A 14239-nucleotide genomic window follows, 5' to 3' on the forward strand; every position below is an offset into this window, starting at 1 on the left:
AAAGCAATGGGATGACGCGACAAGGCGAGATCCATCGAGTGACCGGTGAAACCGATGTCAAGGTGTGCCTTGATCTTGACGGCAGTGGCAAGTGTCAGGCCAGCACCGGCGTGCCCTTCCTGGACCACATGCTCCATCAGATCAGCAGCCATGGCTTGATTGATCTTGAGATCAATGCGGTGGGTGATACCCATATTGATGACCACCACTCCAATGAAGACGTGGGCATTGCCGTCGGACAGGCTCTGGCGCAGGCCCTGGGTGATCGGCGCGGCATCGTGCGTTTCGGTCACTTCGTCGCTCCATTGGATGAAGCGCTGGTGCAGGTCGTGCTGGATTGTTCAGGCCGCCCACATCTCTCCTACAGCCTCAGCATTCCAAATCAGAAGATCGGTCGCTACGACACCGAGCTGGTCAAGGAATTCTTTGTGGCGGTGGTCAACAACAGCGGGCTCACCCTCCATATCCGTCAGCTGGATGGAACCAATTCCCATCACATCGTTGAAGCCTGTTTCAAGGCCTTTGCCCGGGCCTTGCGTATGGCAACGGAGATCGACCCGCGGCGTGCCGGTGCGGTTCCCAGCAGCAAGGGTGTGCTTGAGCAGGCAGGGGCGACCTGAGTCTTCGCCGCGCTTCACAGTCCGTTACGAGAAGATGGAGATCGCTGCTGTTGTTCCCCGTGACCGTCGCTCCCGCCGCTGAACGTTTCAACCGGTCGGAATGGGCCAGCGCCTTCCGCAATGTGGAGCAGGAGCTCACTGATGTTGCGCTTCAGCCGGTGAGGGGCAGCGTGCCATCAGAGCTGCTGGGAACTCTCTATCGCAATGGCCCTGGACTTCTGGAGCGTAATGGCCAGCGTGTTCACCATCCCTTTGATGGTGACGGCATGATCACTGCGATTCAGTTCAATGCTGAGGGTGTTTCGCTCACCAATCGTTTTGTGCGTACTGCTGGCTGGCAGGCCGAGGAAGCGGCAGGCAAGGTGCTGTATCGAGGGGTTTTCGGAAGTCAGAAGCCTGGAGGTCCGCTGGCCAATGCCTTTGATCTGAGGTTGAAAAACATCGCCAATACTGGCGTTGTTCAGCTTGGCGACCAGTTGCTCGCACTCTGGGAAGCAGCCGAACCCCATGCGCTCGATCCCCGAACCCTCGAGACCCACGGCATCAGCCTGCTGGGCGGTGTTCTGAAGAAAGGTGAGGCCTTCAGTGCCCATCCTCGCTTCGATCCCGGACATCACAGTCGCCCGCGCATGGTCACCTTCGGGGTCAACACCGGGCCACGCAGCACCATCCGTTTGATGGAATTCGCCACGGAAGATGACTCCGCCGCCGGGATTAAGGCAGGAGACCTTCTCAGCGACCGCCGTGACAGCTTCAACGGCTTTGCCTTCCTGCACGATTTCGCTATCACACCCAACTGGGCTGTGTTTCTCCAGAACGCGATCGATTTCAACCCGCTTCCTTTCGTGCTTGGCAGAAAGGGTGCGGCCCAGTGCCTGCAATCCAAGCAGAATGGCCAGGCCAAGTTCTGGCTGATTCCACGGGACAGCGGTGCCTTTGCCGGCCAATCCCCGCGGATTGTGGATGCACCCGAGGGCTTTGTGTTTCATCACCTCAACGCCTGGGAACAGGAGGGTGATGTGGTGGTGGAGAGCATTTACTACAGCGATTTTCCATCGATCGGTCCCGATGTCGACTTTGCAGCGGTTGACTTCGATCTGATCCCCGAGGGGCTGCTCGAGCAGTGCCGCATCAACTTGGAGAGCGCCACGGTGCAGACCACGCGTTTGAGTGAACGCTGCTGTGAATTTGCGATGGTGAATCCTGTGAAGGAAGGTCTTCCCTGTCGCTTCGCCTGGATGGCAGCCGCAGCGCGCGAGCAGGGTAATGATCCGCTTCAGGTGGTTAAAAAGCTTGATCTGGTCAGCGGTGAGCGCCAGATCTGGAGTGCCGTGCCCCACGGATTTGTGAGTGAGCCATTGATGGTTCCCAGGCATGGGGCAAGCGCTGAAGACGATGGCTGGGTGCTGGAACTGGTGTGGAACGGTGATCGGGAAGGTTCTGATCTTGTGATTCTTGACGCGGCTGATCTGCGCGAACTGGCGGTGTTCGAGCTGCCGTTGGCGATACCCCATGGCCTGCACGGCAGCTGGGTTGATGCCAGCTGACTCAGTCGGACTCGGTGGTGTCTGAAGCAGCGCCGGTCATGGTTGTGAAATCTTTCCAGGCGCCGCATGACTTAGACAGCGACTCAGGTTCCATTCGCTGTCTCGCTCGTGATGCCTTCTGAGCTGAATCCCCCCGTGATCTCTTTGGCAGCAGCAGTGTTGCTCGCTCCAGCCGTCTCGCTGCTGCCGCCAGCGGCCAAAGCTGAGATTCAGGGTCCTGTTTGCCGTGGCACCCTTCTTCAGCTGAATCTGCAGGAGAGCGGTGAAAGCCGTACGGTTCGTTTCCGTTTCAATCTGCGCCTCGAGGCAGAGGGCTCGACGACCGCAGCCGCACTGGAACAACTCAATCAGCGTCAGGTCAGGCTGCGCGAGGAGTTGGAGACCCTTGTTGACGGGCGGCTTGTGATTCCGGCACCCAACACCTATGCCATGCCCGGTTCTCAGCCATCAAGGGGCTATCGGTCTTCAACAACCATCACCGGAACGGTTGGTCGCAGCAACTACGACCCCTTGATCCAGCGCGCCGGCCGTTTGCCGGGTGTCCGTCTCCAGGGCATGACCTCCCTGCCATCTGCCGAGGGGCAGGATCGTTTGCAGCACCAACTGCTTGAGAGGGCTCTTGAGCGCGGTCGCAGGCAGGCCGAGCAGACGGCAGCATCCCTTGGGCTTCGCAGGGTGGCGCTGCTGCGCATCGATCAGCGCAGTCATGCCTCGGTTCGCCCTGCCGCGATGGCGGTCAGTGCGGCGCCACGGTTCAGGCCTGAGGAAGCGCCGCTGCCCACAGCCAGCCTCAGTCTTGCGCTGGATTACTGCCTCAACTGAGCTCATTCCCCCACACTGATCATCAGCTGGCGGCAGAGAGTCATGGAGGGGAGACGCAGCGATCGGCTGCTCTGGGTCACGAGTCTTCTGTTCGTGGTCTGGCTGGTCTGGGTGGAAACCAGCTTTCAGTATTTCCAGGGTTCCCTGGGATCGGATCTGCGTCTGCACTCGGCGGGAGTGGCTCTGGTGGCCGGCAGCTTTTTATTGCCTTACGGCTTGGTGCAGGTGCCCGTTGGTCGCCTGATTGACCGGGGCAAGGTCGAGCTCTGGCTGCTGCTGGCTGCGTTGGCTGCAGCGTGTTGCAGTCTGGTGTTTGCCAGCAGCGACAGCCTGCAGGGGCTGCTGTTGTCTCGCATCGGCACCGGCATGGCCTGCGCTGTGGCTTTTCCGGCATCCGCGTTGCTGGCGCGGCGCAGCCTGCCAGCAGATCGCTTCGCCTTGGCCATGGGATTCACCGATGGTTTGCTGGGAATCGGTGCCGCCCTGGCGGCCGTGGTGCCCCTGTTGCTGGGTCGCTCCGGTTGGCGGGAACTGGTGCTGCTCCAGGGCCTTTCACTGGCTTTGATGGTGGCGTTGCCGATGCTTCTGCTTGGGGCCAGCCGTCGCTCGCCCGCCATGGCGCCGGCAGCCGAGCAGGAGGTTCGCCTGCAGCGTTGGACCAGGGCTGGAGTGAATCGCCTGATTCAGTGCTGTCTGCTTTATGCGTGGGGGCTTGGTTTTGTGTTCGGGATGGCGCAGTACGGCCTGCTCTCCAGTCTGAGGGGCTGGTCCAGTCCACTGATGGAGAGTCTCACCCTGATCATGTCGATCGGCCTGGTGGTGGGGATGGTCAGCAGTGGGGCTCTCGGCGGACGCCCTCAGCAGCGTGGACGCTTGTTGCTGATCGGCACTGTGATCACTTTGCTTTCGCTGTTGCTGCTGATCGTGCCCTCGTTGCCGCGTGGGGTGCTGCTGCTGCCCGCCTTCAGCTTCGGTGTCGGCATCGGCACGTCGGTGTTGGCCTTCCCGATCGCGGAAGCTTCGGCACCTCCAGGACAGACGGCGATGACGGTGTCGATCGTCAACACCTCCGGAACGGTGATGGGCGGATTGATGACGATCGTGTCGGGATTGATTCTTCAGGCCTCTCCTCCAGGAGACCTGTCGCTGGTGCTTCTGATCTATGGAGCACTGGCGCTGTTTGGTTTGGCGATGGCCAGCTGGATCAGTTTCAGCCCTGAGCCGGTTGCCGCTGACGCCATTCCTTCCAGGCCAGACGCGGTGCTGTCCAGAGACTCAGCAGAACCAGAGGGGTGACCGGCACGGCAGTGATCACAATGAAGGCCTGCAGGGCGTTGATCGAGGTGTTATCTCCCAGGCTGGTGCCGATGCGCAGCAACACCAGCGTGAGGGTGCCGATCATCAGAGCCCAGAACAAGCGCAGCAGCGCTGGTGGTGTGCTCTGAGCACTCACCACCATGGCTGCTGCATAACTCATCGAGTCGGCACTGGTGGCCATGAACAGCACCACCAGCACGAGCCCGACTGGAATCAACAGCCACGACAGGGGCAGCTGTCCGAGAATGGCCAGCAGTGCTCCCGACTCACCGCTGGCAGTGAGCGGGCCGCTGATCGAGCCGGGATTGGCCAGTTCCAGCTGCATGCCGGAGCCGCCGAGCAGCGTGAACCAGATGTTGGTCACGATCGGGCAGAGGATGGCCACCGCCAGCACCAGTTCGCGCAAAGTGCGGCCGCGGCTCACACCTGCCGTGAACAGGCCCATCAGCGGTGCGTAGCCCAGGAACCAGCCCCAATAGAACACGGTCCAGCTGTTGACCCAGTTGCCCGGGCTGCTGTTGTGGGCGAGGGCCATGCCCGGCAGGTTGATGAGGTAGAGCCCGAATGCGCTGAAGAAATGCTGAATCAGCCAGATCCCCGGGCCCAGCAACAGCAGAGCCGCAGCAAGCCCAAGGGTGAGCCAAACGTTCAGTTCAGAGAGCCACTTGATGCCGCGTTGAATTCCACTCACGGTTGAGGTGGCAAATACTGCTGTGAGCAAGACCACCACTAGGGATTGCAGTCCGGCGCTGTCGCTGAAACCCGGCAGCATTCCCGCGGCGTTACTGAGCTGGAGCGAGAGGAAGCCGAGTGGCCCCACGGTGCCTGCAATGGCCGCCACCACGGAAAGGCCGTCAGCGAGATCTCCAAGAGGACCCTCCACCCAGCCGCTGGGGAGGATTCCCACCAGCAGTGTGCGTGGTCGCAAAGGCTCCCCTCGTTGCTCCTGGATGGAGAGGGTGATGGTCACCGTTGTTGCGACCAGGGCCCAGGCCAGGAAACCCCAGTGCAGGAAGCTCACGGCCAGGGAGGGATCGACTGCAGCTGCGGTCGATCCCTCAACTCCGGCGAAGTAGGGCGCTGGATCTCGGAAGTGGAATAGGGGTTCGGCCGCAGACCAGAACACTCCACCGCCGGCCAGCAGCGTGCAGATCAGCACAGCGCACCAGTCGAAGAATTTCAGGCTTGGTTTGGCATCAGCTCCTCCAAGGCGCAAGCTCCCGATCGGGCTGAGCGCCAGCACGATGGCAATCACAAACAGCAGCAGCACCATCCACTGCCACAGACCGCCGAGAGCGTTGCTGACAATGGCTTTGCCTGAGCTGGTGAACTGCTCCGCCAGTTTGAGGTCAATGGCTGCCACCACAAGAAAAACCAGCAGTGGCCCTGCGCCGATCAACAGCGGTTTGCGTCGCCACCACTGATTGGTTTCAGTCGCGCCGTCCTGGAGGGTTGATGGGTCGGGCAAGGGAGATGTCTTCGCGAGAGGGGCTTCAGATGCTGACGGCTTCGCGCTGGTGACTCCAGCAGGACAGATCCACAGCAGGGGCTTCACCGCTGGCCAGGCGTGCCAGCGAGTCGCCGATCAGAGGAGCGAATTTGAAGGCTTGGCCTGAGCCGCCGGCAAACAGGCTCAGCTTGGGGCTCAGACGATCCAAAACGAAATTCACATCACTGGCCATCGAGTAGGGACTGATCACCGTTTCGACCCGTTCCTGGACGCCTTCAACGTCGTTGAACAGGAACGTATCGAGCAGTTCGACCAGCCTTGCTGGTGGCTCTGTGGCCATGGCATTCGGTTCTGCGACACGCAGCTCTTTAGGCGCCCAGTCGATTCCCGCCTTGATTCGCGGCCGGCCGTCGTTGGTGTGGCTGAGCACCGGGAAGCCGTAATAAAGACCTCCGTCATCGCCGCGTTCCTTCTGGAAGCAGAACCATTGCGGATAACGATCCGCCAACGCAGGGTCCACGGTGTAGTGAGCCCAGAGCATCGGCCATACCTCGAGTTTCGGCGCGAGACCCAGTGGAGCCAGCATCAGTTGGCTCCAGATGCCACAAGCCACGACCAGTTGTTCGGCGGCGATGTGATGTCCACCCTCAAGCGTCACGCCACCACCGTCGGCATCCAGGTTGGCCACCGGGCAGTGCTCGATCAATTGATGTCCGGCGTTGCGGGCCGTGCGGATCCAGTGGGCAACCACTTTGTCGCTGCGCACCGCACCAGCGGTGGGCTCGAACAGTCCGGTGAAATCGCTCCTCGGTTTCAGAGGAAAACGGGCTGAGATCTGATCGGCATTGAGGGCTTCATAGGGAATGCCCTGCTCGTCCATGACCCGGCGGGCTCCTGGAATCGAGCCTTCGATGGTCTCCTCGTCCCAGCTTTCGCCGTAAAAGAGCAGTCCATGGGTTTCGCGCAGCTGTTCTCCTGCGTGGATCTCTTCCTCGCGCCAGAGCCTGTTCGCCTCCTGCGCCAGACGGCAGAGAACGGGATCGGAATACATCTCCCGGAACATCCGGGTTTCGCCAAAGCTGCTGGCTTTGGCATGCGCCAGGGTTTTGGCCTCGAGCAACAGCACGTCGGTGATCCCGCGACGGGCCAGGGACGCCGCACAGCTGAGACCGGCCATGCCGCCGCCGACAATCACCACTGCGGCTTGGGCTGGAAGAGAAGTTGAGCTCATGCCACATCCCCGAAGCTGAGGCCGATGGGATCGGTCTCCCGTTCGGCGGTGACTTCCACGAGAGCTGCTCCAACGGAGAGGCCCTGATCGCGCTGATTCAGGAAGTCAGTCGCGCGCTGGCGCACCTCGCTGCGCACGAAGGCGTAGACATCCTCCGCACCTGCACCTTTCCAGGCGTCGGGTGAGAAGCGCTCGATCGAGTCAGCAATCACGGCGCCCGCATTGACCAATGGATCCGGCAGCACACGGATGCCGCGGCGACGCAGGTCGTCGGCGAGCTGAGTGCTCTGGAAGGGAGCATTGGCCGCTGGGACCACGGATTTGACCCTCAGGGCCGAGGCGATTTCAGCATTGATCAGACCTGAGATCGAGCAGGGGAGCAGCAGATCCAGCTTCAGCTCCCACCAGGGACACTCCTGAGGCAGAGGAGTGGCACCAGGGAAGCCTGCACGTTCGCAACTGAGATCCACGGTGAACACGGTCCAGCCGTGTTGAACAAGGGCGCGGGCCACGGTGCCGCCGACGGCGCCACATCCATGCACCAGTGCCCGACCCGGTGTCGCGTCAGCCAGCGATGATTCGAGCACCGCTTCGACGGCGCCGAGAGTGCCATGAGCCGTTGCTGCGCTGGCATCAACAGGGCTGCCGACGGCTGCCAGCACATGGGGCGTGAGTTCGGTCAGGCGCTCCATATCCTCCAGGCTGGTATTGAGATCACAGCCGGTGATCATGGCTCCTTCGAGAGACTCCAGAAGCCCAGCGGTAATGCTGATCAGTTCGTCCTTCACCGCCTCCGGTTCGGCGGCGCGCGCCACGATCTTGCCGCCGGCGAAACCGGTGCCATAGAGGTCGTGCTTGTGGGTCATCAGCCCTGCCAGTCGCTGACCATCAGCAATGCAGGCCTCATCGCTGGGGTAATTGAGCAGACGCAGGCCGCCGTTGGCCGGACGGCGTGCATCCGTGTTCTCGGCGACCACGAACACCGACAGATGGTCGGAGACATGTTCAGCTAGCACCGAGACGTCCGGCGCGGGTCGGGTTGTTGTTGTCATCAGGTCACTTTCTCCATTATTTGGTGGTGCTCCACGTAATCCAGACTCCACTCAGAGGGGGCTTCCGCAATGCGTTGCTCCAGGCGGCGGTACACCTCATCGGCCGCTGCATCTCCAGCAGCGCTGGCGAAGCTGTGACGGCTCCAACTCCGGATCGTGGCCATCAGTCCAGTTGCGAAGGCTGCGGTATCGCCGTTCTCCTCCCAGCGACGGCGGTAGGGGCACTTGACGTAAACGGTGCGCTCATCCACCAGACGCAGACCATTGCGGTAAGGCGCTGAGCTCTGATCTTTCAGCGGCGCCATGAACTCATCGGGTGATTTGTAGAAGTTCAGCACCGTCCCCTTGCGGTACTGCTCCTCGGAGATCACACCTTCGTCGGCGAGGCTCTTCCAGATCTGATGCAGCTGGTCGTGCACATTGCGGGTTTCGCCTCCGTTGTGGCCGAGGTAGCGACCCTCTTCATCCCGGGACAGGTTCACCGTCAACAGGCGACCACCGACCTTGAGCTCTTTGCTGCGTAATTCCAGAACGGCAGTCCAGTCCTTGAGCGCCTGTGCCGTGAAGCGTTGCAGAGCATCGGAATCGCCGGATGCCAGCACGTGGGTATGGGTATTCAGGGGACCTGGCGACTCACTCAGCCAGTGCATGGCGGTGGCGGAAAAGCCAAAACTCACCGTGTTGGGACCTACGGATGGCTCGTAGAAGCTGCGGGCACTCACCAGCACGGTGGGTTTGGGAGCGCGCGGAATCTGCAGTGCCAGATTTTCGGCCAGGGCAACGTTGTCATTGCTGGGCAGATCGTTGCCGATCAGGGTCAGGTGGGCCTGGGGCTGGTTGGCATGCAGGCGGTCCAGCACCTGGTGCCACAGACCTACTGCAGTGCCTCCATCGGCGGCGCCGTAATCGATCAGGACATAGCTGTCAGCAGCAGCCAGTTGGTCAACACAAGTCAGGGCCCAGTCCGAGGCGGCTTCGATGCAAAGCAGAGCGCCTTCAGTCTGTGCGCTGTAACCGGTGGTCATGGCGATGGCCATCGACCTCGTCAGCGACAGATCACACCGTACAGGAGCTGTTTGTCAGCACCTCGTCACAATCAGTGCATTCCTGGGTCTCACTGCTGAGAAAGCAGTTGTTTCAAGCCTGGTTCCAGAAGTGCGAAAGCCCGACCACGGTGGCCATGGGATTTTTTTTCCTGCAGAGACATTTCGGCGAAGGTTTTCTGTGTGCCTTCAACTTCAAAAATCGGGTCGTAACCGAAGCCCTGATCTCCCCTCGGTGATCGGGTAATCCATCCCTTGCAATGGCCCTCCACCTCGAGCAGCACCGTGCCGTCAGGAGCCGCCACACAGAGAGCTGCACAGAAGCGGGCATTGCGATTGTCTTCAGGCTTCAGCGCCTGCAGCAGTCGAGCGATCCGTTCCGGATCGCTCGGGGCATAGCGGGCGGAGTGAACGCCTGGAGCTCCATCAAGAGCATCCACACTCAGCCCTGAGTCGTCCGCGAGAGCCCATTCCCCGGTCTTGGCCGCCACGGCAACGGCTTTGATACGGGCGTTGGCGGTGAAGGTATGACCGGTTTCTTCCACCTCCAACCCTTCAGGCTGGGCTTTCACTTTCAGCGGAAGTCCGCTCAGCAGACCTTCAAATTCCCGCACCTTGCCCTGGTTGCCGCTGGCGATCACAAGTGTTTGCCTATCCATGCTCAAGCGCTCTCAGCGAAGCGGCGGGCCCAGGCGAGCACGGCTGCCACACGATCGCTGTCGGGTGCTTCGCAGTACAACCGGAGCAGGGGTTCAGTGCCGGAGAAGCGCAACATCAACCAGTGGCTGGGGCCAAGTCTCAGTTTCACACCGTCCGTTGTGATCACCTCTGCCACCGTCTGTCCTGCCACCTCTTCTGGAGGCTGGGTTGCCAGCAGATGCTCCAGGCGTCGTCGGGACTCCATATCGGCCAGGCGCAGATCGAGCCGGTCGTAATGACTGGAGCCACCGCAGCGCTGACGCAAAGACTGCATCCGCGCTCCCAGCGGCATCCCGCCTTGAACAAGTGCCTCCAGCACGAGCATGGCCGCGAACAGCGCATCACGTTCAGGCAGGTGCATGCCGAAGCCGACACCTCCAGACTCCTCTCCTCCGATCAGCACATCACCCGCCAGCATCTCTGCGGCGATGTATTTGAAGCCCACAGGAAGTTCAAGCACTTCCCTGCCCAGGTCTTCAGCCACCAGGCGCATCAGGTCCGAACCGCTGACGGTCTTGACCACGCTTCCCGGTAACTGCCTTGCTCCGGCGAGGTGATCGATCAGCAGAGGCATCAGTTGCTGGGTGCTGCAGAAGCAACCGTGCTCATCCACGGCTGCGATGCGGTCGCCATCACCATCGAAAACAAGGCCCACTGCAGGCTGCCCGTTGCGACTGGAGGCTTGAACCGTCTCAATCAGATCCTGCAGGTGAGAGGCGAGCGGTTCCGGAGGGCAGCCCCCGAAGAGAGGATCACGCTGGCTGCGGATCTCAGAGACAAGACCTTCGGCATCCGACCCGAGCAGATCAGACACACAACCTGCCGCAGAGCCATGCATCGGGTCCACGATCACCCGCAGGCCCATGGCCTTTAGCCCAGAGCTGATGGCGTCCAGATTCAGCTTGGTTCGCAGCCCCTCAAGGTGTTCGCTGCGGGCGTCAAAGCGAGTTGGCTCCCCTGCAACCGGCACACTGATACTGCCTGCGGCCAAGCGCCGTTCCACCGCGGCAGTGAACGTGCCATCCACCGATCCGCCGAACGGTCCCTTGATCTTCAAACCCAGCCATTCGGGCGGGTTGTGGCTGGCCGTGATCACAAGGGCTCCCAGCGCCCGGCGCTGCACCACCGTCCAGCTGCATGCCGGTGTGGGAACAGGAGTGCTTGTGAGCAGTGGTTCCAAGCCAACTCCGCGCACCGAGGAAGCAATCGCCTCAGCAAGCTCTGGTGCCAGGAAACGGCGGTCGTAGCCGATCACCACGGTTTTGCTGTTGAGCGGATCCGATGCTTGATGGGCAAGTTCCTGTGCTGCGGCTGCTGCCACCGGCAGCAGCCGCTCCATGGTGATGTCCACCCCAAGGATTCCCCGCCATCCGTCGGTGCCGAAACGGATCGGAGCTGCGCTCAGAGGGAGGGGAGCCGACGCCATGGCATGCCTGTAGTCCATCTGGATTTAGCAGTTGGCCGCCTTAACCTCAGACCATGGGTGACACCCCTTCTGCTGACAAGCCACTCACCGACCGACTGCTGCGCAGCTGGTCCCGCTGCCGGCGCCGGGCCTGGCTCGATCGCCATGGTGATCAGGGCAAGAGGGTTTACACCGCCCATCGCACTCTCCAGCTTGATGATCAGCAACGCAGTTTTGTTGCGTTGCTGCCCCACAAGCCTGGACACGGGCTCGCCGCCTGTGAACGGGGTGAAGTCGGTGTGGTGGGACTGAGACTGCGCGGACAGACCGCAGAGGGCTACAGCATTGAGGCGCATCCCGCTCTGCTGCAGCGTCAGCCGGGCCGCAGTCGCTGGGGAGATTACGTTTACCGGCCTGTGTTGGCCCGGCAGGGGCGACGACTCACCCGGGAGCATCGACTTCAGCTGGCGTTGTCAGCCCGTCTGCTCGCACAACTTCAGCAGGCTCCTGTGATCGATGGCCTGGCTCTGGCGGGAGCAGGCCGTTACCTCGAGAAGGACAAGGTTGCTCTCGGTGAAAACCTGCAGCGTCAGCTGGATGAGGCATTGCGCAAACTGGCGGCTGATCTGGAGCGGACCGAGGCGCCCCCGCTCGCGTCTGACCGGCGCAAGTGCTCGTTGTGCAGCTGGCGAGCCGTGTGCAACGCCGAGGCACGTCGGATTGGGCATCTCAGTGAGGTCAGTGGTATCGGCGCCAAGCGTCGGGAGATGCTTCTCGAGCTGGGGATTGATGGTTTGCATGCACTTGCCGATGCCGACCCGCATCGTCTGGCCGAGCAGCTGCAGCGATTTGGAGACCAGCACGGCGCCGTGGCGGCTCCACTCGTGGCTCAGGCCCGAGCCCAGCGGGATGGACAAGCGGAGACTCTGGCCGATTCACCGGCGCTGCCGGAACTGATCAAGGCGCCTGGGGTGTTGATCTATGACATCGAATCAGACCCGGATGCCCGTGATGACTTTCTGCATGGATTTGTCTGTCTGCCTCGGGATCCCGACGGCCGCTGGGCTCTTGATCGGGCGAGTTATCACCCTTTACTGATGCTTCAGGAACATGGAGAAGGCCGTTGCTGACAACGCATCAAGCGATTCCTGAACCGTTATGAGGGCTGGCCGGTGCTCCACTTCGGCGAGACGGAGTCGCTGGCTCTGTGCAAGATGGCCCAACGTCAGGGCGTCAGTGATGGGGATCGGCATGCCCTGCGCTGCAGGCTTGTCGATGTGCATGCTCGCCTGCGCAGTCACTGGCGACTTCCTCTCAACAGCTATGGGTTGAAGACAGTGGCCAACTGGCTTGGATTCAGTTGGAGTCAGGCTGGTGTCGATGGTGCAAGGGCTCTGCTCTGGTGGAGGCAGTGGCGTGGCACCGGACCACTGGACCGTGGGCATGTCCAGGCTCTGCGCTGGATCTTCACTTACAACCGTGATGACTGTTTGGCCACCTGGACGGTGGCGGCATGGATGCTGGCAGCCGACAGCCCCTCTCAACCTCGGGTGGGTGGGTCGCAGAAGGCACTGGGTCGTGCGATGGAGACCTCCACATCACTGCTTCCTGCTTGCAGTGTTTCCGCTTCGAGCGCCTGACGTCTGACCAGGGCGAGGCCGAAACTGCTCCCCGTTGCATGGTCTGTGGACACGCTGGTGATGATCCCTGCACGCGAGTCATTCAGCTTGAGCTGATCGCCGCTTTGCAGGACATTTTTTGTGTCAGAGGTGCTGTGCCAGCAACGCAGCTGCTGTTTCACACCACCGCGGGACGCCAGCTTGGCCACGGTTTCCTGGCCGAGATAACAGCCTTTGTTCAGCTCGACCCAATCGGATAAACCCAGTTCAAAGGGATTGGTGTCGCCAGTGAGCTCCTGTTCTCCCAGGGGCCAGCCCTGCTTGTTCCGCCAGCACTCCAGTTCTGTGGCGCTGCAGGGTGAAAGATCTGCCCAGGAGGTCGGCGGCTCGCTGCTTTCACTGAGCCAGATCACCTGGTTCAGGTCGGGTGCCTTGCCCGCTTCCAGGCGTTGCAGCCGGCGCTGCTGACGCTGTTCTCCCAGTCGCACCTGGTCTGCAGGAAAGATCACCCGATCAAACCCGCCGACGACGCTGTCGCTGTTTCCGTTGAGCACGAGGACATCGGCGCCTGCGGAATCCAGACGAATTTCAAGCAAGGCCTGCACGCGGCCAGTGGCATTAAGCCAACAGGCCTGGATCAGATCGCCGGGGGCGCAGCCGTCGACCTTTGCGCTGGTCTGGCCATGCAGGAAGCTGCCGCAGCCTCTTCCCTCAAGGCGGATGAGAGGAAATCGTCCATCCCAGATCAATTCCGTTGCGTCCTGATTGCTGTTCATCACTGTTCAGGCTCCCTGTTCTGTTCAAGCTCCCTGGCTTTGGCCGCGACTTCGCTGAGTCGAAACAGGCTGACCAGTTGCAGGCCTGCCTCCTCCATGGCCTCCTGGCCACCTTCCTCACGATCGACGATGGTGACCACTCGCCGAACGCGGTATCCGGCTTCCTTCAGCTGGTTGACAGCCTGGATGGAGGAGCCACCGGTCGTGACGACGTCTTCCAGCACCGTCACCAGGGCACCCGCCTCAGGGAGTGGGCCCTCCAACCAGGCCCCGGTGCCATGGCCTTTGGCCTGTTTGCGCACAATCAGCGCATTCAGATCACGTCCCTGTTGCGCCGCTGCCATGGCAACCCCGCTGACTAAGGGATCTGCCCCAAGCGTGAGGCCACCCACGGCCATGGCTTCCTTGTCCACCAGAGCCAGCATGGCTGGACTGAGCAAAGCAAGGCCGCTGCCACTCAGGGCCACCGGTTTGCAGTTCACATAGTGTTCGCTGCTGCGACCCGATGCGAGAGTGAACTGCCCGTGCCGGTAAGCCTCCAGGGCCAGTCGGTCCAGAAGGACCTGGCGATCCAAAAACGGCTCGGAATTGACGGGCATGGGGGCTGGTGCTTCGCGGATCCTCTGCCTAGTTTGCGCGCAGTGGTGCCTCTTCCCTT

The 14239-nt window shown here is 61.5% G+C and carries 12 protein-coding genes and 1 pseudogene; 5 read left to right on the plus strand and 8 right to left on the minus strand.

The window, feature by feature from the left end:
- Window positions 1-11 precede the first annotated feature (11 nt).
- The 4 genes from hisB (at window position 12) to SynBIOSE41_RS01515 (ending at window position 4285) form a co-directional block, all read left to right on the plus strand.
- Window positions 12-620 carry an imidazoleglycerol-phosphate dehydratase HisB gene (gene hisB, locus SynBIOSE41_RS01500; protein WP_066905059.1) on the plus strand — a complete coding sequence of 203 codons (609 nt, stop codon included), beginning with the start codon at window positions 12-14 and terminating at the stop codon, window positions 618-620.
- 59 nt (window positions 621-679) lie between these two features.
- On the plus strand, window positions 680-2167 hold the full coding sequence (locus SynBIOSE41_RS01505) for a carotenoid oxygenase family protein (protein ID WP_186539381.1): 1488 nt from the start codon (window positions 680-682) through the stop codon (window positions 2165-2167).
- A 111-nt stretch (window positions 2168-2278) separates the two neighbouring features.
- Entirely contained in the window at window positions 2279-2989 is a 711-nt protein-coding gene (locus SynBIOSE41_RS01510) for an SIMPL domain-containing protein (RefSeq protein WP_186539382.1), read from the plus strand.
- 42 nt (window positions 2990-3031) lie between these two features.
- Window positions 3032-4285, plus strand: coding sequence for an MFS transporter (locus tag SynBIOSE41_RS01515; RefSeq protein WP_186539383.1), 1254 nt, complete (start codon window positions 3032-3034; stop codon window positions 4283-4285).
- Here the strand turns inward: SynBIOSE41_RS01515 and SynBIOSE41_RS01520 are convergent.
- The 6 genes from SynBIOSE41_RS01520 to SynBIOSE41_RS01545 form a co-directional block, all read right to left on the minus strand.
- Window positions 4200-5774 (minus strand): BCCT family transporter, encoded by a 1575-nt coding sequence (locus SynBIOSE41_RS01520; protein WP_255475895.1) that lies wholly within the window; start codon window positions 5772-5774, stop codon window positions 4200-4202. The genes SynBIOSE41_RS01515 and SynBIOSE41_RS01520 overlap by 86 nt on opposite strands.
- Before the next feature lie 25 nt (window positions 5775-5799).
- Window positions 5800-6987, minus strand: a complete 1188-nt coding sequence (locus tag SynBIOSE41_RS01525; protein WP_186539384.1) for an FAD-dependent oxidoreductase — start codon at window positions 6985-6987, stop codon at window positions 5800-5802.
- Window positions 6984-8039, minus strand: a complete 1056-nt coding sequence (locus tag SynBIOSE41_RS01530) for a Glu/Leu/Phe/Val dehydrogenase dimerization domain-containing protein (RefSeq protein WP_186539385.1) — start codon at window positions 8037-8039, stop codon at window positions 6984-6986. Before SynBIOSE41_RS01530 ends, SynBIOSE41_RS01525 begins: the two co-directional genes overlap by 4 nt.
- Complete coding sequence (locus SynBIOSE41_RS01535; RefSeq protein WP_186539386.1) at window positions 8039-9076, minus strand: SAM-dependent methyltransferase; 1038 nt, start codon at window positions 9074-9076, stop codon at window positions 8039-8041. Before SynBIOSE41_RS01535 ends, SynBIOSE41_RS01530 begins: the two co-directional genes overlap by 1 nt.
- A gap of 77 nt (window positions 9077-9153) precedes the next feature.
- Window positions 9154-9741 carry an RdgB/HAM1 family non-canonical purine NTP pyrophosphatase gene (gene rdgB, locus SynBIOSE41_RS01540; RefSeq protein WP_186539387.1) on the minus strand — a complete coding sequence of 196 codons (588 nt, stop codon included), beginning with the start codon at window positions 9739-9741 and terminating at the stop codon, window positions 9154-9156.
- 2 nt (window positions 9742-9743) lie between these two features.
- Window positions 9744-11207 (minus strand): phosphoglucomutase/phosphomannomutase family protein, encoded by a 1464-nt coding sequence (locus SynBIOSE41_RS01545; RefSeq protein ID WP_186539388.1) that lies wholly within the window; start codon window positions 11205-11207, stop codon window positions 9744-9746.
- 53 nt (window positions 11208-11260) lie between these two features.
- Between SynBIOSE41_RS01545 and SynBIOSE41_RS01550 the strand changes: the two are divergent.
- A pseudogene (locus tag SynBIOSE41_RS01550) lies at window positions 11261-12826 on the plus strand (TM0106 family RecB-like putative nuclease).
- Here SynBIOSE41_RS01550 and SynBIOSE41_RS01555 read toward each other — a convergent pair.
- Both SynBIOSE41_RS01555 and pyrE read right to left on the minus strand, forming a co-directional pair.
- The gene (locus tag SynBIOSE41_RS01555) at window positions 12727-13581 is read right to left on the minus strand and encodes a folate-binding protein YgfZ (RefSeq protein ID WP_186539389.1); all 855 of its coding nucleotides are present in this window, start codon (window positions 13579-13581) and stop codon (window positions 12727-12729) included. The pseudogene SynBIOSE41_RS01550 and the gene SynBIOSE41_RS01555 overlap by 100 nt on opposite strands.
- Window positions 13581-14180: an orotate phosphoribosyltransferase gene (pyrE, locus tag SynBIOSE41_RS01560; RefSeq protein ID WP_186539390.1), complete on the minus strand. Its 600-nt coding sequence runs from the start codon at window positions 14178-14180 to the stop codon at window positions 13581-13583. Before pyrE ends, SynBIOSE41_RS01555 begins: the two co-directional genes overlap by 1 nt.
- Window positions 14181-14239 lie beyond the last annotated feature (59 nt).

The organism is Synechococcus sp. BIOS-E4-1 (assembly GCF_014279995.1).
Taxonomy (GTDB): domain Bacteria; phylum Cyanobacteriota; class Cyanobacteriia; order PCC-6307; family Cyanobiaceae; genus Synechococcus_C.